The 20121-nt window shown below is 58.7% G+C and carries 23 protein-coding genes; 12 read left to right on the top strand and 11 right to left on the bottom strand.

Going from position 1 to position 20121, the window contains the following annotated elements; genetic code table 11:
• Window positions 1-36: 36 nt before the first annotated feature.
• Complete coding sequence (locus tag AC07VV_RS00780) at window positions 37-834, top strand: MipA/OmpV family protein (RefSeq protein WP_495034852.1); 798 nt, start codon at window positions 37-39, stop codon at window positions 832-834.
• Window positions 835-840: 6 nt separating this feature from the next.
• Here the strand turns inward: AC07VV_RS00780 and AC07VV_RS00775 are convergent, their stop codons facing one another.
• Both AC07VV_RS00775 and moaB read right to left on the bottom strand, forming a co-directional pair.
• Window positions 841-2046, bottom strand: coding sequence for a molybdopterin molybdotransferase MoeA (locus AC07VV_RS00775; protein WP_495034851.1), 1206 nt, complete (start codon window positions 2044-2046; stop codon window positions 841-843).
• A complete protein-coding gene (gene moaB / locus AC07VV_RS00770) occupies window positions 2043-2582 on the bottom strand; it encodes a molybdenum cofactor biosynthesis protein B (protein WP_495034850.1) in 540 nt (179 codons plus the stop codon). Before moaB ends, AC07VV_RS00775 begins: the two co-directional genes overlap by 4 nt.
• A 298-nt stretch (window positions 2583-2880) precedes the next feature.
• Between moaB and AC07VV_RS00765 the strand changes: the two genes are divergently transcribed.
• The 8 genes from AC07VV_RS00765 (at window position 2881) to AC07VV_RS00730 (ending at window position 10501) form a co-directional block, all read left to right on the top strand.
• Window positions 2881-3780, top strand: a complete 900-nt coding sequence (locus tag AC07VV_RS00765; RefSeq protein WP_096820498.1) for a LysR family transcriptional regulator — start codon at window positions 2881-2883, stop codon at window positions 3778-3780.
• A 160-nt stretch (window positions 3781-3940) separates the two neighbouring features.
• Complete coding sequence (gene fdhD / locus AC07VV_RS00760; protein WP_495034849.1) at window positions 3941-4783, top strand: formate dehydrogenase accessory sulfurtransferase FdhD; 843 nt, start codon at window positions 3941-3943, stop codon at window positions 4781-4783.
• A complete protein-coding gene (moaC, locus tag AC07VV_RS00755) occupies window positions 4780-5265 on the top strand; it encodes a cyclic pyranopterin monophosphate synthase MoaC (RefSeq protein ID WP_495034848.1) in 486 nt (161 codons plus the stop codon). Before fdhD ends, moaC begins: the two co-directional genes overlap by 4 nt.
• A complete protein-coding gene (locus AC07VV_RS00750) occupies window positions 5262-5513 on the top strand; it encodes a MoaD/ThiS family protein (RefSeq protein ID WP_249490237.1) in 252 nt (83 codons plus the stop codon). Before moaC ends, AC07VV_RS00750 begins: the two co-directional genes overlap by 4 nt.
• Before the next feature lie 3 nt (window positions 5514-5516).
• Complete coding sequence (moaE, locus tag AC07VV_RS00745; RefSeq protein ID WP_495034847.1) at window positions 5517-5978, top strand: molybdopterin synthase catalytic subunit MoaE; 462 nt, start codon at window positions 5517-5519, stop codon at window positions 5976-5978.
• Between the two features lie 71 nt (window positions 5979-6049).
• On the top strand, window positions 6050-7396 hold the full coding sequence (gene chrA / locus AC07VV_RS00740; protein WP_495034846.1) for a chromate efflux transporter: 1347 nt from the start codon (window positions 6050-6052) through the stop codon (window positions 7394-7396).
• A gap of 423 nt (window positions 7397-7819) precedes the next feature.
• Entirely contained in the window at window positions 7820-9184 is a 1365-nt protein-coding gene (locus tag AC07VV_RS00735) for a glutamine synthetase family protein (RefSeq protein ID WP_495034845.1), read from the top strand.
• A 33-nt stretch (window positions 9185-9217) separates the two neighbouring features.
• Window positions 9218-10501 (top strand): NAD(P)/FAD-dependent oxidoreductase, encoded by a 1284-nt coding sequence (locus tag AC07VV_RS00730; protein WP_495034844.1) that lies wholly within the window; start codon window positions 9218-9220, stop codon window positions 10499-10501.
• A gap of 51 nt (window positions 10502-10552) precedes the next feature.
• Here AC07VV_RS00730 and AC07VV_RS00725 read toward each other — a convergent pair whose 3' ends face one another.
• Together AC07VV_RS00725 and AC07VV_RS00720 are read right to left on the bottom strand one after the other, a co-directional pair.
• Entirely contained in the window at window positions 10553-11338 is a 786-nt protein-coding gene (locus tag AC07VV_RS00725) for a DeoR/GlpR family DNA-binding transcription regulator (RefSeq protein ID WP_493066109.1), read from the bottom strand.
• Window positions 11339-11586: 248 nt separating this feature from the next.
• Window positions 11587-12480, bottom strand: coding sequence for a LysR family transcriptional regulator (locus tag AC07VV_RS00720; RefSeq protein WP_495034843.1), 894 nt, complete (start codon window positions 12478-12480; stop codon window positions 11587-11589).
• An 84-nt stretch (window positions 12481-12564) separates the two neighbouring features.
• Here AC07VV_RS00720 and AC07VV_RS00715 point away from each other — a divergent pair, with 84 nt between their 5' ends.
• The gene (locus tag AC07VV_RS00715; RefSeq protein WP_495034842.1) at window positions 12565-13341 is read left to right on the top strand and encodes an NAD(P)H-dependent oxidoreductase; all 777 of its coding nucleotides are present in this window, start codon (window positions 12565-12567) and stop codon (window positions 13339-13341) included.
• Between the two features lie 358 nt (window positions 13342-13699).
• Here AC07VV_RS00715 and AC07VV_RS00710 read toward each other — a convergent pair whose 3' ends face one another.
• The 5 genes from AC07VV_RS00710 to AC07VV_RS00690 form a co-directional block, all read right to left on the bottom strand.
• Entirely contained in the window at window positions 13700-14719 is a 1020-nt protein-coding gene (locus tag AC07VV_RS00710; protein ID WP_495034841.1) for an AbrB family transcriptional regulator, read from the bottom strand.
• A 28-nt stretch (window positions 14720-14747) separates the two neighbouring features.
• Window positions 14748-15170, bottom strand: a complete 423-nt coding sequence (locus AC07VV_RS00705) for an HD domain-containing protein (protein ID WP_495034840.1) — start codon at window positions 15168-15170, stop codon at window positions 14748-14750.
• Between the two features lie 15 nt (window positions 15171-15185).
• Window positions 15186-15575, bottom strand: a complete 390-nt coding sequence (locus AC07VV_RS00700; RefSeq protein ID WP_495034839.1) for a hypothetical protein — start codon at window positions 15573-15575, stop codon at window positions 15186-15188.
• 201 nt (window positions 15576-15776) lie between these two features.
• On the bottom strand, window positions 15777-16190 hold the full coding sequence (locus tag AC07VV_RS00695) for a hypothetical protein (protein ID WP_495034838.1): 414 nt from the start codon (window positions 16188-16190) through the stop codon (window positions 15777-15779).
• Between the two features lie 62 nt (window positions 16191-16252).
• A complete protein-coding gene (locus tag AC07VV_RS00690) occupies window positions 16253-16672 on the bottom strand; it encodes a hypothetical protein (RefSeq protein ID WP_169429851.1) in 420 nt (139 codons plus the stop codon).
• A gap of 590 nt (window positions 16673-17262) precedes the next feature.
• On the opposite strand from AC07VV_RS00690, the gene AC07VV_RS00685 reads away from it, so the two are divergent.
• Window positions 17263-17550, top strand: coding sequence for a fructose-bisphosphate aldolase (locus AC07VV_RS00685; protein ID WP_495034837.1), 288 nt, complete (start codon window positions 17263-17265; stop codon window positions 17548-17550).
• Window positions 17551-17787: 237 nt separating this feature from the next.
• Window positions 17788-18216: a DUF8453 domain-containing protein gene (locus AC07VV_RS00680; RefSeq protein WP_495034836.1), complete on the top strand. Its 429-nt coding sequence runs from the start codon at window positions 17788-17790 to the stop codon at window positions 18214-18216.
• A gap of 65 nt (window positions 18217-18281) precedes the next feature.
• On the opposite strand, the gene AC07VV_RS00675 is transcribed toward AC07VV_RS00680, so the two are convergent.
• A complete protein-coding gene (locus AC07VV_RS00675; RefSeq protein WP_495034835.1) occupies window positions 18282-19211 on the bottom strand; it encodes a 5'-nucleotidase in 930 nt (309 codons plus the stop codon).
• Window positions 19212-19396: 185 nt separating this feature from the next.
• The gene (locus AC07VV_RS00670) at window positions 19397-20056 is read right to left on the bottom strand and encodes a hypothetical protein (RefSeq protein ID WP_495034834.1); all 660 of its coding nucleotides are present in this window, start codon (window positions 20054-20056) and stop codon (window positions 19397-19399) included.
• Window positions 20057-20121 lie beyond the last annotated feature (65 nt).

Here is a 20121-nt window from a genome sequence, read left to right as displayed (position 1 = left end):
TAGCATGGGCGCATCCAAATCCCTATCAGGTGCCCCATGCCGGTTTCGTTACGTACCCTTTCGTTTTCCCTGACCTCTCTTTGCCTGTTGCTTGCGAGCGATTCTCTGCGTGCCGACGAATGGAAAACCACCTTGCGTGCCGGCGCGGCCAGTGCGCCGCGCTACAGCGGCAGCGATGAGCGCGTGACAGCGCCACTGGTAGGTCTCGAGATCGTCAGTCCCTACGGGATTTTTCTCGACAGCAACAAGGGCCTCGGCTGGGGATTCGACGAAGAGGATTTCGGGCTCAGCGTCTACGTCGGTGCCAGCGACGTGCGCAAGGATCGCAAGACCGGATTCAAAGGCTCGGATGAGCTCAACGGCATGGGCTCGATCAAATCGCGCCCGGTGATCGGGCTCGACGGGACGTATCACATGGGCCCGATCATTCTCGGCGCGAGCTTCGAACATGCGCTGGAAAAGGATGACGATGACCACGACACCGGTTCGGCCTGGAACCGCCTCAAGCTGAGCATCAGCGCGCCGTTCTACGAAGGGCGGTTCGGCAAGCTGGTCGGCGGCCTCAACAGCCAGTTCGGTGACAGCAACTACATGCGCACCTGGTACGGTGTCAGCGATGCCCAGGCCTCACGCAGTCAATTCCGGGCGTACAAGGCCCGGGGTGGTCTGGTCAGTCGCGGGGCGGATCTGACCTGGTCGTTGCCACTGGACGAACAATGGAGTGTGTCGACAGTCCTGGCGGTGCAGTATCTGGGCAACGAAGCAGCGGACAGCCCGATTGTCGAGCGCCGGATGCAGACCTCCGTCGTCGGACAGGTGGCCTACAGCTTCTGATCGCGGTCAGAACAGCTCGCTGAACGGAATGAAGCGCAGCGGATCACCGAGCTGCAAGGTGCTGTTCTCCGGAATCTCCACCAGCCCGTCTGCCCAGGTGGCGCCGAGCAATACGCCGGAACTCTGGTTCGGATACAGCGCCGCCTGCCCGCCTTCCAGACGCACCCGCAGGTACTCGCGGCGGCTGCCGGGTTTCGGCCAGTCGAACCCCGCGTTGACGGTAAAGCTCAGCGGCATCACCTCTTCCACGCCTTGAATGCGCAGCAGGTACGGGCGCGCCAACAGGCCGAACGTCACCAGCGCCGAGGTCGGATTGCCTGGTAGACCGATCACCGGCACCGTGCCGAAATGGCCAACCGTCAACGGTTTGCCGGGTTTGATCGCGAGTTTCCACAACAGCGGTTTGCCGTTGTCGCGCAGCACCTGGCCGAGGCAGTCGGCATCGCCGGCAGACACGCCGCCCGTGGTCAGAATCAGATCGGCTGCCACTTGCAGCTGCTCAAGCTTGAGCCGGGTCTGCGCCGGGCGATCCGGAAGAATCCCGGCGTCGATCACCTCGCAACCCAGTTCGCGCAACCAATGGTCAAGCAAGGTGCGATTGCTGTTGTAGATGCTGCCGGGACGCAACGGCTGGCCCGGTTCCACCAGCTCATCACCGGTCGACAGCAATGCCACGCGCGGACGACGCACCAACGGCAAATGGGTCATGCCCTGCCCTGCGGCGACCGCCAGTTCGAACGGACCAAGGCGTTTGCCGGCGCGCAGCAGAGTGTCGCCGACGCGGTTCTCCTGGCCCTGGGCACGGATGTTCTGGCCGACCTTCAGCGGTTGCAGAAAACGTACTCGGCCGTCCTCCAGCACTTCGACGTTTTCCTGCATCTCCACGCAATTGGCGCCCGGCGGCAATGGTGCGCCAGTGAAGATTCGCGCGCAGGTGCCGGGCAGCAAGGCGTCCGGCGCCAGCCCCGCATAGACCCGTTGCGACACGCTCAGCGGCTGGCGGTGCAGATCGGCGAGGTTCAAGGCGTAGCCGTCCATGGCGCTGTTCGGCCATGGCGGCAGGTCGAGGGTGGCGACCAGATCGCTGGCCAGCACTCGTCCGCGTGCCTCATTGAGCGGCACCGACTCGCTGTCCGGCAGACGTTGCTCGTTGGCCATCGCCAGCAATTGATCGAGGGCTTCCTCGACCGGCATCAGTGCGGCCTTGCTCATCCGCGTGGCCCGCAGGCTTGCACCGGTTTGAGGTGCGGGACGAAGTTACACGGGCGGTGACGGTTATCCAGTTGCTCGGCGAGGATGCCTTCCCACGCCGTGCGGCACGCGCCGGTAGAGCCCGGCAGGCAACAGACCAGCGTGCCGTTGGACAGGCCCGCCAGCGCGCGGCTTTGGACGGTGGAGGTGCCGATGTCGAGAATCGAGATGGCGCGGAACAGTTCGCCGAAACCGTCGATCTGTTTGTCCAGCAGGCACGCCACCGCTTCCGGGGTGCTGTCGCGGCCGGTGAATCCAGTGCCACCAGTGATCAGCACCACTTGAATGCCGTCGTCGGCAATCCACTGCGCAACCTGGGCGCGGATCTTGTACAGGTCGTCCTTGAGCAGGTTGCGTTCGCTCAACGTGTGGCCGGCTTCGAGCAGACGGCTGACCAACAACTGGCCGGAGGTATCGCTGGCGTAATCGCGGGTATCGCTGACCGTCAGCACGGCAATATTCAAGGGAACAAACAAGGCATCCGTTTTAACACTCATGGCACTCTCCGGCATTCGCCAATTCAATTGGGCCAGAGCCTAAGTGCCACTTATCAAGACTGTCTAATCACTCTAACCAACCGCATTATCGACCCGCTCTATCGGTCATTTTTCTACGCATGTCGACTACCGTTCGCGCCAATGAAACCGGCCATCATCGAAACCCTCGATAGCCTCTTAAACGCTTCCGATTGGACGTAAAACGCGATCAATGGGATCGTCACCCCCTGCGCTTTCCGTGCGCCGTACGCATCTGCGTCAATACTCAATCAAAATTCTCAATCGAGCAGGTGCCATCGTGGACATCAAACAACTCAAGTTCCTGATCGCGCTGGACGAAACCCGTCACTTCGGCCAGGCCGCCGCGCGTTGCCACATCACCCAGCCGACCCTGTCGATGCGCCTGCGTAATCTGGAAGACGAGCTGGATCTGGTGCTGGTCAATCGCGGCCAGCGCTTCGAAGGTTTCACCCAGGCCGGCGAACGCGTACTGGCCTGGGCCCGCACGCTGCTGGCCGCCCACGACGGGTTGTTCGCCGAAGCCGCTGCCTGCCGGGGGCAACTGGTCGGCAGTCTGCGCCTGGGGCTGGTGCCGCTGAGCAACTTCAATCCGGTCAATTACATTCAGGGTTTGTCCGCGATCTATCCGGAGCTGAAATACAGCCTGTCGTCGCTGAGTTCCAACGAGATCATCGAAGGCCTGGGCAACAATCAGCTGGACCTGGGCGTGTGTTATCTGGATCACGTCAACCCGAACTACTTCGATTTCTTCGAGATCGGCGAAACCCGCGTCGGCCTGCTCTACGACACCCGCCATTTCCATTTCGAAGGCCCGGAAATGAGCTGGGAAGACGCCGCCGAACTGCCGCTGGGGATGATTACCACCGGCATGCATTACCGCAAATCCATCGACCTGAGTTTCCGCAGTCGCGGCCTCAACCCGCAGCCGATCATGGAAAGCGACTCGACCTATCAACTGTTGCAGGCGATTCACCAGGGTTTCTGCTGCTCGATCATGCCGCTGGACAGCGGTCTGCAAGAGCCGATCGAACACCTGGCCTTCATCAACCTGCCGGATGCGAGCGTACTCGCGCCGCTGGGCCTGGTGATGCGCAAGACCGAACCGCGCTCGGCGATTGCCGAGAAGTGTTTTGCCGAGGCGCGCAAGATGTTCGGGATCGAGGCGCCTGCCGTTTAACCCCCCCTCAAGCAGCCTGAAACGTTGCACTTCGGTGCAACGCTTTCAACTTCGCCTTGAGTGATCGACCAATCCAATCACTGCATCGGAACAAGCGATTGGACGCACTTTTCGCTGCCCCGTAGCCTGAACTCACTTCAGCGCTTCGGGGACTTTCAAGATGCTGTGCCAAGTTGAACAACTCATCGAACCGGGCGACGCCAACGCCCCCGCGCCACAACCTGCGTCAGTGGCTTATCGCGAATACCTTGACGACGCGCCTGTATCCCACGCGGCGCTGGCGGCCGAAATCGCACTGGCCATCAGTTACAACGGCCTGAACCAGGCCGTGATGATGGTCTCGCCAGGCAACATCGAAGACTTCATTCGCGGCTTCAGTCTGAGCAACGCCATCGTCGACAGCCTCGACGATATCCACGACATCCGCCTGACCCATTTCGACCAGGCTTGCCAGGCCGACGTGCAGATTTCCAGCCGTGCGTTCTGGGCCCTGAAAGATCATCGCCGGCAGATGGCGGGCACCAGCGGTTGTGGCCTCTGCGGTGTGGAAGCCCTGGAGCAGGCGCTGCCGCAACTGGAGATCCTGACCCCGACGCGGTTGCCACCGGCCGCGCATTTCGACGGTATCCGCCAACGCATCGAACAGGCCCAGCAACTGGCCCGCAGCAGCGGCGCCCTGCACGCGGCGCTGTACTTCGACGCCGACGGTGAAGCGCTGCTGTGCCGCGAAGACATCGGCCGCCACAACGCCCTCGACAAGCTGATCGGCGCCCTGCAATTCGAAAACCTCGATGCGCGTCAGGGCTTCGTCGTGGTCACCAGCCGTTGCAGCCTCGAACTGATCCACAAAGCGGTGCGCGCCCGCCTTGGCACCCTCGTCAGCCTGTCCGCACCCACTGCATTGACCGTGCGTTGGGCGCTCAAGCACCGCTTGAACCTGATCCACGTCCCGCACCGCAACGCCCCCCGAATCTACAGCCCGATCCAGGAGCAAACCCCATGAGCGACACCCTCACCCACCTCGACGATCAGGGCCGCGCCAACATGGTCGACGTCAGCGACAAAGCCGCGACGCGCCGCGAAGCCACCGCCCAGGCCTGGGTGCAGATGCGTCCTGAAACCCTGCAAATGATTCAGTCCAACGGCCACCCCAAGGGCGATGTCTTCGCCGTGGCGCGGATTGCCGGGATTCAGGCGGCCAAGCGCACCCACGAGTTGATTCCACTGTGTCATGCGCTGCTACTCAGCTCGATCCACGTCGAACTCAAGGCCTGCGAACCGGACCGCGTACAGATCACCAGCACCTGCCGCCTCACCGGCCAGACCGGGGTCGAACTCGAAGCCCTGACCGCCGCCAGCGTCGCCGCGCTGACGATCTATGACATGTGCAAAGCGGTGGACCGGGCGATGGTCATCGGCGACATCCGCCTGCTGAGCAAACAGGGCGGCCGCTCGGGCCACTTTCAATGGGAGAACCAGCAATGATTCTGATCAACTACTTCGCCAGCTACCGTGACCGGCTCAATCTGGGCGGTGAAAAGATTCCGGCCAGCAGCGCCCTCGCCTGTGTCGAGGACGTGCGGCAGATGCTGATGCAGCGTGGCGATGTGTGGCGTGAAGTGCTCGGCGCCGGCAACCTGATGTGCGCGGTGAATCAGGAGTTGTGCCAGCCGGATCAGGTCATCGAAGATTTCGACGAGATCGCATTTTTCCCACCGGTCACGGGGGGTTGAATCATGGGTGTTCGAGTCCAGCGTAAAAGCTTCGATGCCGGTCAGTTGATTGCGGATTTGCATGCGCGCAATCCACGGGTGGGCGCGGTGGTGAATTTCATTGGTTATGTGCGGGATCTGAACGTCGGGCAGTCGGTGACCGAGCTGTTTCTGGAGCACTATCCGGGCATGACCGAGAAGGCTTTGGAACAGATAGCTGAACAGGCCCGCGAGCGCTGGCCGTTGCTGGCGGTGGAGATTGTGCATCGGGTCGGCGCATTGTCAGTGACCGAGCCGATCGTGTTTGTCGGCGTCAGCAGCAAACACCGGCACGCGGCGTTTGAAGCCTGTGCGTTCATCATGGACGTGCTGAAGACGCGCGCCCCGTTTTGGAAGCGTGAGTCCACGCCTGAGGGTTCGCATTGGGTTGAGGCGCGGGAGAGTGATCAGAATGCGGCGTTTCGCTGGAGTCTGGCGCATGCCTGACGGGGCACTGTCGGCTGCAACAAAAGCCTGATTAGATAGCAGCTCCCGCCGATTGGAACGTGGAGCCGCACTTGAGCACAACGCCCCCCGAGGATTTGCCCCGCCCCCAGCCTGTCAGCCTGCGCCAGGCCTGGCCCTTCTGGCTCAAACTCGGCTGCATCGGCTTCGGCGGCCCCGCCGGGCAGATCGCGATCATGCATCAGGAACTGGTGGAGCGCCGGCGCTGGATCTCAGAACGACGCTTTCTGCATGCCTTCAACTACTGCATGTTGCTCCCCGGCCCCGAGGCCCAGCAACTGGCGACCTACATCGGCTGGCTGCTGCACCGCACGGGCGGCGGCGTGCTGGCCGGGGCGCTGTTTGTGCTGCCGTCGCTGCTGATCCTGATTGCCCTTTCCTGGATTTATATTGCGCTTGGCGACGTGCCGGTGGTGGCCGGGGTGTTTTACGGGATCAAACCGGCGGTGACCGCGATTGTGTTGCACGCGGCTCATCGCATCGGCTCGCGGGCCTTGAGGAACAGCTGGCTGTGGGCGATTGCCGGGGCAGCGTTCGTGGCGATTTTCGCCTTCAACGTGCCGTTTCCGCTGATCGTGCTCGGCGCGGCATTGATCGGGTATTTCGGCGGACGCTGGGCGCCGCAGCGGTTCAACAATGGCGGTCATCGTGGCAGCGAAAAGTCCTTCGGCCCGGCGCTGATCGATGACGACACGCCACCGCCCGAACATGTGCGATTCAGCCTGCCACGACTGCTGCGTCTGATGCTGGTTGGTGCGTTGCTGTGGTGTCTGCCAATGGCGTTGCTGACCGCGTTGTTCGGCTGGGACGGCACCTTCACGCAGATGGGCTGGTTCTTCACCAAAGCGGCGCTGCTCACCTTCGGCGGCGCCTACGCCGTGCTGCCCTATGTGTATCAAGGCGCGGTCGGGCATTACGGCTGGCTGACGCCGACACAGATGATCGACGGCCTGGCCCTGGGCGAAACCACGCCGGGGCCGCTGATCATGGTCGTGGCATTCGTCGGGTTCGTCGGGGCTTACGTGCAACCGACGTTCGGCCCGGAACATGCGTTCGCCGCCGGTGCGCTGGCGGCGACGCTGGTGACCTGGTTTACCTTCCTGCCTTCGTTCCTGTTCATCCTCGCTGGTGGGCCGTTGGTGGAGTCGACTCACAACGAACTGAAGTTCACCGCATCGCTGACGGCGATTACCGCAGCCGTGGTCGGGGTGATCCTCAATCTGGCGTGCTTCTTTGCTTACCACGTGTTCTGGCCCCAGGGGTTTGCCGGGCAACCTGACTTTTTTGCGCTGTTGCTCGCACTGGCGGCAACCCTCGCACTGTTTGTTTTCAAGCGCGGGGTGATCGAGGTGTTGATCGTTTGCGCCCTCGTCGGGCTGGGGTTTCACCTGTTGCGCTGAATCGGTGGCTCGCCACGCCCTTCGGAATCAGGCGTTTACTTATCCGCGAGTTCCCCCTTACTATCCAGCCACACCGGCATGGCGGGACACTCCCGCCGCCGACGTTTTCCGCCAACGGAAACACGCGTCATGAGCACGTCACTACAACAATCAGAATCGTTGAACGTCTCTGCACTGTGCGCCCTCCTTCACAGGGGCCGCGCATGAATCGCATCGTCAATCTCCCCATGGCCCTGAGCCGTTCCAAGCTGCGTCACTCCGCACGCCCGCCGGATATCTGCCTGCCCGTCTGATCGCGCCGTTAAAAACCGCGACAGTCTCCCCTCTTTTTTCGATATCCCTGCCAGGACGCCCGCGCCTATTGCCGAGCTGCGTCCGGCCCGAATCTGCGCGCCTGTGCGGCGCCATCGTGAGTGATTGATTATGAAATTCGCAGCCATTGAAGACGCCCGTCATTTTCTCGATCAAAACCCCGACATCGACATGATCGAGCTGTTCATCCTCGACGCCAACGGCGTGCCACGCGGCAAGCTGTTGCACCGCGAAGAGCTGCTCGCCGTGTACGAAAGCGGTCGCCCGCTGCCGAGCACCATCCTCGGCCTGACCGTGCACGGCGAAGATGTGGAAAACTCCGGTCTGGTGTGGGACGTCGGCGACATCGACTGCCGCGCCTACCCGCTGGAAGGCAGTCTGGTGCGCCTGCCGTGGCGGCAGATTCCGACTGCGGCGGTGCAGGTCAGCATGCACCCGGAACAAGGCATGCCGGCGAGCATCGCCGACCCGCGTCACCTGTTGATCAAGGTGATCGAACGCTTGAAAGCCGAGGGTTACCACCCGGTGATGGCCTGCGAGCTGGAGTTCTATCTGCTCGACGCCAAACGCGATCACAACGGTCGTCCGCAACCGGCGCTGGATGCCGACGGCGGTCGACCGAGGCACACGCAGGTCTACGGTTTGCGTGAGCTGGAGCAGATCGAACCGTTCCTCGCCGACCTCTACAGCGCCTGCAAGCTGCACGGCATTCCGGCGCGCACGGCGATCTCGGAATACGCACCGGCTCAGGTGGAAATCACCCTCGAACACGGCGATGCACTGGAGGCGATGGATCAGGCGGTGCGCTACAAACGGCTGGTCAAAGCCGTGGCGCACAAGCACGGGATGCAGGCGACGTTCATGGCCAAGCCGTTCGATCACCTGGCCGGCACCGGCATGCACATGCACGTCAGCCTCGCCGATGCCGAGGGGCGCAATCTGTTTGCCTCCGAAGACCCGGCCGGCACCCCGCTGCTGCGCACGGCGATTGGCGGGATGCTCGCCTCGTTGCTTGATTCGCTGCTGCTGTTCTGCCCGAACGCCAACTCCTACCGCCGCTTTCAGGCCAACAGCTACGCGCCACTGGCGCCGACCTGGGGCGTCGACAACCGCACCGTCAGCCTGCGCGTGCCCGGCGGCCCGGCCAACACCCGGCACATCGAACACCGCATCTGCGGCGCGGATGCCAACCCGTATCTGGCGGCGGCAGCAATCCTTGCCGGTATTCATCGCGGGATAAAAGAAGACATCGATCCGGGTGAACCGGTGCAAGGCAATGGCTATGCGCAGGCGAAAGAATTGCTGCCGACCGACTGGCTGACGTCGCTCACGGCGCTGGAACAATCGGTGTGGGCGCGGGATGCGCTGGGACAGGAATTTCTTGGGGTGTATCTGGCAGTGAAGCGTGCGGAATACCGGCAGTTCATGGCCGAAGTGGGTGAGCAGGACTGGCGCTGGTACCTGACCGAAGCCTGATCCTCTTTTCCTCTTTTTGCCTTGGATACCGACATGACTGAACGCAGCAATTCCTACTACACCGCGACCCTCAACCGCGACACCGACTACCCGACGCTGCAAGGCCGGCACAAGGTCGATGTGGTGATCATCGGCGGCGGTTTCACTGGCGTCGCCACGGCCGTCGAACTGGCCGAAAAAGGCCTGAAAGTCGCCATCGTCGAAAGCCACAAAATCGGCTGGGGCGCCACCGGGCGCAACGGCGGCCAGGTCACCGGCAGCCTGTCCGGCGACGGCGCGATGCGCAAACAGATGCGCAACACACTGGGCGATGAGGTCGACGATTTCATCTGGCACCTGCGCTGGCGTGGGCACGAAATCATCCAGCAACGGGTCGAGAAATACGGGATCGATTGCGACCTCAAGCACGGCCACTTGCACGCGGCGTACAAGCCGAGCCACATGGCCGGTTTGCGCAGTGATTACGACGAAGCCGTGCGTCGCGGCATGGGCGACGAGGTCAGCCTGCTCGACCGCAGCCAGGTGCGCGACCTGCTGCAAAGCGAGCTCTATCACGGCGCAATCAAGAACACTCGCAACATGCACCTGCACCCGCTCAATCTGTGCATCGGCGAGGCGCGGGCAGCGGAAAGCCTCGGCGCACTGATCTTCGAAAACAGCGAAGTGCTGGAGATCATTCACGGCGACAGCCCGGGCGTGCGCACCGCCCACGGCCGGATCGACGCCAATCAGGTGCTGCTGGCCGGCGACGTCTACCACAAGCTCGAGCCGGGCCAGCTCAAGGGCAAGATCTTCCCGGCCATGGGCGGCATCGTCACCACCGAACCGCTGGGGAATCTGGCAAAGCAGATCAACCCTGAAGACCTCGCCGTTTATGACTGCCGCTTTGTCCTCGATTACTACCGCCTAACCGCTGACGGCCGCCTGCTGTTTGGCGGCGGCGCCAACTACAGCGGCAAGGACTCACGGGACATCGCCGGCGAACTGCGGCCGTGCATCGAACAGACCTTCCCGGCGCTCAAAGGGGTGAAGATCGACTACCAGTGGAGCTGCGCGATGGGCATCGTCATCAACCGCATCCCGCAACTGGGCAAGCTTTCGGACAACGTCTGGTATTGCCAGGGCTACTCCGGCCACGGCATCGCCACGACCCACATCATGGGTGAAATCATGAGCCGGGCGATCACCGGGCAGATGCAGCAGTTCGACACGTTTGCCGCGTGCTCGCACATTCGGGTGCCGATGGGGGATCTGCTGGGGAATCCGATGCTGGCGGCCGGCATGTGGTACTACCAGATGCTGGAAAAACTGCGCTGATTGAACGGGCCCCATCGCGAGCGGTGGGGCCTTTTGTTTCGCTCTAAAACGTCAGTCCTGCAACTGCTCCACCTCAATCCCCAACCGCCGGTAATCTTCGGCGCTACCCGACGCCAGATGCCGCTCGGTGATCAAGGTATGCACCCGATTGCACGGCGCAACCACGAACGGCTCCACCGCCCCCAGCTTGTCCGCCGTGGTCACGGCAATCACCTGCGCCGCGCTGTCGAACAACGCCTGCTTCACCGGCACCTCATCGAAATACAGCGAACTCAGCCCCACTTCCGGATGAATCGCGCAAACCCCGGTAAACAGCACATCCGCCTTGATGCTTTGCAGCAGTCGCACCGTTTCGTGGCCACTGACCGACATCGTCGCCAGATTGAGCTGGCCGCCCGCCAGAATCACTTTGATGCCCTTGTATTCGGCCAGGGTGATCGCCGTCATCGGTGATGTGGTCACAGCCGTGATCGAGATATCCGAGGGCAGCGAACGGGCGATCTGCAACGTGGTGGTGCCGGAATCGAACAGCACGATCTGACCATTCTTCACCCTGCCAGCCGCGAGTTGCGCGAGGCTGGTTTTCACCTCGTCGGTTTCACTGATCCGCGTGAAGTAATCCTTGCCGGTATCCTTCGGTCGCGGCAGCGCCCCGCCGTGCACCCGCTGCACCAGGCCGGCGTTGTCCAGTTCCGCCAGATCGCGGCGGATGGTGTCTTCGGACACCGCAAAGTGCTGGCTCAACTCGGAAGCCATGACCTTGCCGTCACGTTCGAGAATCAGGAGGATTTTCTGCCGACGCAGGGAGGGGAGCTCGGCAACGGAATGATCGTGCATGGTTATGCCTGTTTGTGCTTGTAATTGCAGGTTTAACGAGACTAACCAAAGCCTCGGGCAAACACAAACCGGCTGGTATCAATTGTTTCGATCATTGAAATCATGAAGCCGAATTTTTTCTTTGCATCGGGCCTGTTCACAATGGCACCACTTTAATAAGGCCCAGGATGAACACCCCATGAATCTCAATTTTGCGTTTGCGTGCATGATCGTCGTGTCGTTTGCGATTGCCCTGGGGCATGCGTGATTCACACGGACGCCGCCAGATGTTCGCGAAACCATTTGTGAGCCGGATCACGATGCGAGCGCTCGGCCCAGAGCATCGCCATTTCGTAACCCGGCACCGTAAGCGGCGGCTCGACCACTTGCAGAGCTGAATGGCCGCGCACCAGCCGCGACGGCAGCATCGCCACCAGATCGGTACTCGCCAGCACCGACATCAGCAGCAGAAAGTGCGGCACCGACAGCACGACTTTCCTGCTCAGCCCCACCTCCGCCAACGCCTTGTCCGTCACCCCGAAAAAACCTCCGCCCTCCGGCGACACCAGCACATGCTCAAGCTCGCAGAATTGCTCGCGCGTCAGTTTGCGCTGCAACCCCGGATGCCCCACCCGTCCCGCCAGCACGTAGCGCTCGCTGAACAGCGCCCGACGATGCAACGCCAGCGGCGCGTCTTCGCTGGTGTGCAGCGCCAGATCGATCACGCCCTGCTCCGCCTGCTTCACCAGATGCTGCGGCGACAGGTCGAGCACCGCCAGGCGCGAACCCGGCGCCTGGGTGCGTAATCCGGCCAGCGCCGACAGGATTACGGTCGATTCGCCGTAGTCCGATGCCGCAACTTTCCAGGTGTTCGTCGCCTGTGCCGGGTCGAACGCACTGGCCGGCGCCACCGCCCGTTCCAGCGCTTCCAGTGCCTCGCGCAACGGCTCGCGCAATTCATCGGCCCGTGCTGTCGGGCGCATGCCCCGTGGGCCGGGCAGCAGCAACGGATCGCCAAAGATGTCGCGCAATTTGGCCAGATGCACACTGACCGACGGCTGCGACAGGTTCAGCCGCTGCGCGGCGCGGGTGACGTTGTGCTCCGACAGCAGCACGTCGAGGGTCAGCAGCAGGTTGATATCCAGGCGACGTAAATTATTCATAGCTATACCAGACATATCAGACATTCATTTCCAATATACCTGTCGAGCGCCGATCCTGCTGTCACTCAGCAACGGAGCCTCACCATGAATGTGCTACTGGTCTACGCCCACCCCGAACCTCACTCCCTCAACGGCGCGTTGAAAGACTTCACCGTCCAACGCCTGCAAGCCGCCGGCCACAGCGTGCAGGTTTCCGACCTCTACGCGATGAACTGGAAAGCCAGCCTCGACGCCGACGACAGCCCCGGTCGCGACAGCAGCCGGCCATTCGACGCCTCCCTCGACTCCAAACTCGCGTTCGAACAAGGCCGGCAAGCCGCCGACATCGCCGCCGAACAGGCAAAACTGCTGTGGGCCGACACCCTGATCCTGCAATTTCCGCTCTGGTGGTTTTCCATGCCGGCGATCCTCAAGGGCTGGGTCGAGCGCGTGTACGCCTACGGATTTGCCTACGGCGTCGGCGAACATTCCGACACCCGTTGGGGCGATCGCTATGGCGAAGGCACGTTGAAAGGCAAACGGGCGATGCTGATGGTCACGGCCGGCGGCTGGGAATCGCACTACAGCCCGCGCGGGATCAACGGGCCGATCGATGATCTGCTGTTCCCGATTCATCACGGGATTCTCTACTACCCCGGATTCGAAGTGCTGCCGCCGTTCGTGGTGTATCGCACGGGGAAAATGGATGAGGCGCGGTTTGCCCGGACGTGTGAAGAGCTGGGGCTGAGACTGGATGAGTTGTGGAGTACCCGGCCGATCGGGTTTCGACGGCAGAATGGCGGGGATTATGAGATTCCGGCGCTGACGTTGAAGGACGGGATTGCGCCGGGACTTGAGGGATTCGCGACGCACATCCTCTAGTGTTGCTCGACCTGCTTTCGCTGGGCTGCACAGCAGCCCAGCGAAAGCAGGACACCGCAGATCAATCAGGCTCGGGGGCGAAAAACCTGATATCAAACTCCCCGCCCCGCTCGTTCAACAAAATGATCCGAGAGCAATTCCAACATTTGAGAAGCATGTCGGACTCTGCAAAAAGCTTGTCGACGAGTTGATTGGCGGACATTTCATTTCCATCCGGCAGATCAAGCGCATCCTCTGAAGCCACCAGAGACACACCTGTCCCGCAAAACCAGTTTTTGTGAACCAGCTCATCACATTTGCACCGAACCCATGACCCCATGACCTACCTCAAGACACAAATAAGTGAACGACGCACAAATCACACCTCTTCCCGCGCTCTACGCACCTGCACCAACAATGCCGGCGCAAAGTGCAGCACCACCATTCGCACCAGATGGTGAGTCAGGATAAACACCACGTTCAACCCGCCACCAAATGCCACGATGGCGATGGTCTCGATCGCTCCCGGCATGTACGCCAGCCACAGCGACAACGCATCACTCCCCAGCAACCGCGCCGCCATTTCGGCAAACCCGGCCGCAACCAGGATCATCAAACCCACCGAGACCAACGCCGTGCGGCCATGACGGGCCAGTTCCTTAAAACCGAGGCCCTGGAACCGTGAGCCGATCCGCGCCCCGAGAATCAACGCCGCCAGATTCAAACTCCAGTCCGGCATGTGAAAGCCGTGCAGCCATCCCGATTTCACGAACACGGCGGTGATGATGATTGCCGTCAACATGAACGGTGCCGGCACACCCATCGCCAGCAGCAATCGCCCGACCACCACGCTGAGGAAGATCACCGACAGCACGGTCAGCGCCATGCCTGTCGACAGCGGATCGGCTTCGGCGACGGCGACCGATACCGGCCCGGGAATCAGGAAACTCACCAGCACCGTGATCAGCAGCAACCGCATCAGGTGCACGATGATGACCTTGCTCGATGCCTGATGCGATTCCAGCAAATCGAACACCGCCGCCAGCGCCCCCGGATACACCGCCAGCAATGCATCCGTGCGGTTCCACCCGGCCCCTCGCGCCAGCCACCAGGCGGACAGCGCGACCTGCACCGTCAGGCACAGCAGCAACACGCCGAGGCTTGGCAACATCGTCGAAACGGTCGCACTGTCCCACGCTTCGAACATCAGTCCGGTGGCGATGCCCAGCGTGACCTGGATGTAACCCAGCCCATAAGGCGTCGCAGGCACGAAGCCGAACCGGGTGACGACAAGTGCGGTGACGAGGATCGAGCCCAACAGCAAACCGTGGGGCACGCCCTCGAACTGCAACAGCGCGCCGAATCCGGCAGCGATCAACAAACACAGAATGGATTTCATGGTCGCCTTCCTGGCTATTCAAATTGAGTCAGGCGCGCAACCTTCCGATCGCACGCCGATATTTCTCGATCCGCTCCAGATCCTCCCAACTCGGCGAGGCAATCCGCGACAGGTCGCTGTTTTCTTCCAGATCCGCCAGTTTCACCACCCGCCCGATCGGGTTCTGCGCCGCACGCTCGACGAAATCCTCGTAGGATTCGCCCGGCACCTTGGTCACCGATTCGATGGCTGACAAGACTTCTTCGCTGAAGCCTTCCTTGCGCAAATCATCCAGGCTGATGCCGCAGTCCTCGACCACATCGTGCAGCACCGCGACGATGCGCTCTTCCGGGCTGCTCATGCGCAACATGACCTTCAGCGGATGCAAAATGTACGGCGCACCGCCCTTGTCCACCTGCCCCGCGTGGGCCGTGGCGGCGATCGCGATGGCGCGTTCCAGAGTCTGAGTCATGGGCGTTTCCTCGGGTTAGACGCCGTACCGGCCGCCGACGTGAATGTTGCGTTTGAGCCAGCGGCCAATCGCCTGCAAACGGCCGGTTGGCTGCGCCGGCTCGGCGTATTGCTGGAGGATCAGCGAAACCAGATCAGCCTGATCCGCCCCCGAATGCGCGTCCATCAACTCGGCCACCCAGGCGCAATTGGCCTTCTTCAAATGCTCCCGCCACTCGCCCGGCCACGCCTCCAGCTCATCCAGCGCCAACCAGCGCGCACCACCCTGATTGGCATGCCCGCCGCCGATCGATTGCTCGAAGCAGAACGGCGTTGTCGGGCGGGACAGGTCGATGCTGAAGATATAGATGTCTTGGGTTTTATGCTGCGGCGTGGGGGCGTTGTTGCGGCTGCCGATCTGAATCATGCGCGGTTCCGTCCGTGGGAGAGGCGTTACAACTTGTTTCGCAGTCTACGACGTGGTGCTGGTGGGGGGAACCTTTGGTGATGAACCGGGGCGTGGCAAGTGAAAAGCTTGACTGGGTGGTCCGGGAAATCCGTTTCAGTCGACCACAAAAAAGGGACACCGTAGGGTGTCCCTTTTTACGCTTGGATTCAGGCCGATGGATCAGCGTTTCATGGCTTCGCACTGGTTGCGCAGATCCGAATTATTGATCCCTGCGCAGGTGCTGCCCTTCTTGGCCTCGCAGAATGCTCGCTGATCGTGGTCATTGATGGACGCGCATGTACTGCCTTTTTCAGCCTCGCACGCTGCGCGTAAATCCGAGTTATTGATACTTCCGCAGGTACTTCCCTTCATGGCCTCACAATAGTTGCGCAAATCATGATCATAGATGCCACCGCAAGTACTGCCCTTCTGCGCCTCGCAGGAGGCCTTCAGGTCACGATCGTGAATGGCCCCGCACGTGCTGCCCTCCTGCAAAGCCTGACAATAGTTGCGTTGATCGGAATCCTGAATACCGGAGCAACTGGCATACGTGTAGCCGCTGAACATCAACAAAATCGCAAGAATCAGTTTCATCTCACACTTCCTTGGCTTGCCGGGAAACAGCCTGGTACTGGTTGATCCAGGTCACACACAAATCATCGCTTCATGGCTTCGCACTGGTTACGCAGATCCATGTTGTTGATGCTTCCGCAGCTGCCGCCCTTCCTGGCCTCGCACAGTGCGCGTTGGTCCATGTCATTGATAGTTCCGCAAGTGCCGCCGTGCGTCTCTGCATCGCATGCCGCGCGCATATCCATGTTGTTGATGGTCCCGCAACTGCCACCCCGGGCTCTGGCTTCACAATAAGCGCGCATGTCCATATCGTTAATGGTGCCGCAGCTGCCGCCGCTCCTCTGCGATTCGCAGGACGCACGCAGATCCATATTGCTGATCCGCCCACAGGTACCGCCGTTCGTACCCTCGCAATAGGCCCGCTGATCAGGATCACTGATGCTGCCGCAACCGGCGAACGCGTAACCGCTGAACATCAACAACATCGCAAGAATCAGTTTCATCTCACACTTCCTTGGCTTGCCAGGAAACAGCCTGGCACTGGTTGATCCGTTCAAATGAGCGTCGCGACACGCCATCAAATTGACATCGTTTTTGAGGAAAGTTCCGGAGCGGGATGGGGGCTGGATTTTTGGATCTGAAAAACGCGTAGGAAATGACTGCGCGTGGTGAGGGAGCTTGTTCTCACGGGGCTGAGAAGCGGTTCCAAACCCGGCAAGTCATTTTCCCCTGACACTCCGCAGCCCTTGATTTACGCCGGTTGCGCCGCTGACCGGGAGCAAAATCGCTGGCCACATGTGGTGCTTTCACGTCCTACAGGCTGATTGCGACAGTTGGGAGCGGTGCCTAGAGTGGGTCTGTCGCCGAACGAATTTGGCGATAGGGTTTCGCAGCCCTAAGGAAATTGACTAACACCGTCAAACTACAATTCTGGCAAAATTCGCCAGCATTACGTTTTACGGCAGTTGTGTGCGGGAGACTTACGGGTCTGCCGGGTTTGGTCTCTTCCTCGGTCTGCGAACCCGCACACATCTGCCACCCATTTTGTTTCGCAGCAGAAAGGTGGCTCATCTTTACCAAGAGACCTTTCAATATGACGATCAAAACGCCGCTCCACCGTTACGCGAAAATGTCCCACCCCGCTACTGACTACCCTGTCCTGCATATTGACGCCGACGCCCCACTGAGCGATCTTCACGCCTGCCTCAGGGAGCGGCTCAATGCTGTTCTGAAATACTTGGATCTGATGGCCTGCATCCACTTGTCCGATCACGCCGAACATGACATCAACACCGTTACCACCATCGCCAGGATCATGGTGCAAGACGTAAGTGATGTATTTCGGGCGATTGAAAACCAAAGCTCTACTTGTCTAGCCTGACAACATCCACTCATATCTAAAAAAAGCCGCAGCATTGCGGTTTTTTGGCTAGGCTCAATAGAAAATTTAGTATTTTATTTTTGCCGTCCAATCAAACTAGGGCACAAAAATGAGTTTCGATATTGACGTTATCGCAAAGCTGCTGGCACCGACCATCTCAGCAATCGCATTTATCGTAAAGCGCCTTTTAGAAAAAAAAAACCGAAGCTTATAACCTATTTAGTTCACTCTTCAGAAGTGCCTTTAGGAGACGAACAAAAATCAAAGGTAAACTTTCACAGCATAGTGGTCCGAAACGCAGGCAAAAAGACGGCCAACAACATTCGAATAGGCCATCAATTTCTTCCTGCATTCCAAATAAATCCACAACTTGCACATGAAATTATCAAAGGCTCAAATAACGCTGCCGAAATACTAATTCCAACATTGGTACCCGGAGAGCAAATAAACATCTCCTACCTATACTTCCCTCCCATCTTATGGAGTCAGATTCACTCATACTGCAAATCAGATGAGATGCCTGCCAAATACGTCAACATAATTCCAGCCGCACAGTTAAGCACAATTCAAACCACCACCATATGGGGCTTGATGTTTATAGGAGCATCAACACTACTGTACTGGTTAATCTATTGGATTTTAACGTGGATAAAATTCGCAACCTAACACGCCACCTTCCCCTACTCCCGCCCCCTGACCAAAGAGCCAAACAAGTCCAAAAGCGAACCAACCTATAACTTGTTCGCAATTCCGAAAGGAATATGAACCATAGGTATATTTCCAGCAGATGATTCCAAGTGGCTACGTTGATCATCAAAAAACATATGCGGCTTTAATATTGACAAAACTCTAGACTTGTCCATGCCGCCTAGAAAAAAAGACTCATCAGCAGAAACACCCCATTCTTTAAGGGTAGTAACAACTCTTTCATGACTAGGTGCATTTCTTGCTGTAACTATAGATATCCTGAGTATTTTTTTATATTCAGGATCATCCTTCATTCGTTTCTCTTCCAACTTTTGCATAAATGATAGCTTTCTAAACAAGTCCGCCAATGGTCCTGGCTGATGCGGTATCGACTGGCGCTCATGTTCATGAGCTTGAAATTCATCCAAATCATGATTTCTCTTAAATACCGACTCAGCTTCATCATCAGCAATTACACCATCAAAGTCGAACGCGACACGTAACTCAGCGTCCAGTTCGTCATCGTAAACTTTAGACGGCAACACAACTCCCGCTGGATAATTTGCGTCAATCGCTTTTTGAACGTCACCTTCATTTGCACTTAAAAACAACGAAGCATTGAAAGCCGGCACATATTCATGAGGTGATCGTCCGGTCATAAAGGCTGCGCGACTTATATCCAACCCATAGTGCTTTATTGACCTGAACACCCTCATACCTGTTTCAGGAGAATTTCTTGACAGCAAAACAACTTCAACAGGAAGCTGCTTTGGGAAAGCCTTATTTATACTTAGAAATCGACGTATAAACGGAAAGGCAACGCCTTTCTGAAAAGGCACATCAAGATTTTTTTCTTGATGAAGCCTATACTCTTCAACGCCGCCTTCCAAATAAACACTATGCGAATCAGACAAATCGAATAGAGCGCTAGACGCCACTCCAACTACCAACTTCCTATCAATTGGATAAGGCACAAAACACCTCTCAAGTCAAAAAACAAACAGAAATTCGACCTACCTATTTCACACCTTACATCGACACTTCATATTTTGTTAATTTTTTATTTAACTCCCCTTGAGCAATTAAAAACCACCAAATACTCCCCACACTTGAAGCATGAAAAGTCCAAACAGGTGACAAGCTTATTGGGGTAAATCTGTCACCCATTTTCAGCTTCATTATAAATTGAAGCTGCTTTAGCCAAGGCTTCGTCCCAAGTGAGCAAAGCACTTGAAATTTTTATTGAGCTGACGGAGATTCGCGTCTCGTCATTTAAATCATGCGCAAAGCCAGATGTTGACCTAGGAGCTGAATATGCCGAGTCGCGTTCAAAAAGAGAGGAATGAATACCAAAAAGCGATGACTGCCGAGTGAGAACATCAAATTTGTATGTAAAAAGAATACGCCCTTTCCTAGCATCAATTGTTGTAGATTCGCTCTCCCAATATCCATGCGGTTTTCTTTCATCAGTAAATGACCGACCGGTTATCACTAGACTTTCCAAATCCTGAATATAGTGTTCAACCATGAGCCGCTTATGACCCCCATGACCATGAAAACACCCTACCCACGTGCCATGCATGTAATAAGGACCCAAAATAAAGCCTTTCAGCCTCTCACTCCGCCCCATGCACCAACTCATACCGAGAGACAGAATTCGATAAAGCCCAGCCGAAGAAACTACTGCAGCTCCAGTCAATGCGAGCGGATAATTCAGGCTCATCTGATTGAGGTAAGGAACACCATAACTAATTAGCAAAAACATTGCCGTTACAGTGATCGTGGCCAATAAACCGTTAAATTTTGCGGTCGGAGACATATGAAAAGCCACCTCGAGTCAACATCCATGTCAAGGAGCAATAAATACTCCAATTAGTAAATCCA

The sequence above is a fragment of the Pseudomonas sp. GW821-FHT02C04 genome (assembly GCF_059421845.1).
This window is presented reverse-complemented; position numbering and strand designations above follow the sequence as displayed.

What these genes read in the sequence shown, in the direction of transcription:
- AC07VV_RS00780 (WP_495034852.1), top strand. Translation starts at nt 37, where the DNA reads ATGCCGGTTTCGTTACGTACCCTTTCGTTTTCCCTGACCTCTCTTTGC.
- AC07VV_RS00775 (WP_495034851.1), bottom strand. Translation starts at nt 2,046, where the DNA reads ATGAGCAAGGCCGCACTGATGCCGGTCGAGGAAGCCCTCGATCAATTG.
- moaB (WP_495034850.1), bottom strand. Translation starts at nt 2,582, where the DNA reads ATGAGTGTTAAAACGGATGCCTTGTTTGTTCCCTTGAATATTGCCGTG.
- fdhD (WP_495034849.1), top strand. Translation starts at nt 3,941, where the DNA reads ATGCTGTGCCAAGTTGAACAACTCATCGAACCGGGCGACGCCAACGCC.
- moaC (WP_495034848.1), top strand. Translation starts at nt 4,780, where the DNA reads ATGAGCGACACCCTCACCCACCTCGACGATCAGGGCCGCGCCAACATG.
- AC07VV_RS00750 (WP_249490237.1), top strand. Translation starts at nt 5,262, where the DNA reads ATGATTCTGATCAACTACTTCGCCAGCTACCGTGACCGGCTCAATCTG.
- moaE (WP_495034847.1), top strand. Translation starts at nt 5,517, where the DNA reads ATGGGTGTTCGAGTCCAGCGTAAAAGCTTCGATGCCGGTCAGTTGATT.
- AC07VV_RS00735 (WP_495034845.1), top strand. Translation starts at nt 7,820, where the DNA reads ATGAAATTCGCAGCCATTGAAGACGCCCGTCATTTTCTCGATCAAAAC.
- AC07VV_RS00730 (WP_495034844.1), top strand. Translation starts at nt 9,218, where the DNA reads ATGACTGAACGCAGCAATTCCTACTACACCGCGACCCTCAACCGCGAC.
- AC07VV_RS00725 (WP_493066109.1), bottom strand. Translation starts at nt 11,338, where the DNA reads ATGCACGATCATTCCGTTGCCGAGCTCCCCTCCCTGCGTCGGCAGAAA.
- AC07VV_RS00720 (WP_495034843.1), bottom strand. Translation starts at nt 12,480, where the DNA reads ATGAATAATTTACGTCGCCTGGATATCAACCTGCTGCTGACCCTCGAC.
- AC07VV_RS00715 (WP_495034842.1), top strand. Translation starts at nt 12,565, where the DNA reads ATGAATGTGCTACTGGTCTACGCCCACCCCGAACCTCACTCCCTCAAC.
- AC07VV_RS00710 (WP_495034841.1), bottom strand. Translation starts at nt 14,719, where the DNA reads ATGAAATCCATTCTGTGTTTGTTGATCGCTGCCGGATTCGGCGCGCTG.
- AC07VV_RS00705 (WP_495034840.1), bottom strand. Translation starts at nt 15,170, where the DNA reads ATGACTCAGACTCTGGAACGCGCCATCGCGATCGCCGCCACGGCCCAC.
- AC07VV_RS00700 (WP_495034839.1), bottom strand. Translation starts at nt 15,575, where the DNA reads ATGATTCAGATCGGCAGCCGCAACAACGCCCCCACGCCGCAGCATAAA.
- AC07VV_RS00695 (WP_495034838.1), bottom strand. Translation starts at nt 16,190, where the DNA reads ATGAAACTGATTCTTGCGATTTTGTTGATGTTCAGCGGCTACACGTAT.
- AC07VV_RS00690 (WP_169429851.1), bottom strand. Translation starts at nt 16,672, where the DNA reads ATGAAACTGATTCTTGCGATGTTGTTGATGTTCAGCGGTTACGCGTTC.
- AC07VV_RS00685 (WP_495034837.1), top strand. Translation starts at nt 17,263, where the DNA reads ATGACGATCAAAACGCCGCTCCACCGTTACGCGAAAATGTCCCACCCC.
- AC07VV_RS00670 (WP_495034834.1), bottom strand. Translation starts at nt 20,056, where the DNA reads ATGTCTCCGACCGCAAAATTTAACGGTTTATTGGCCACGATCACTGTA.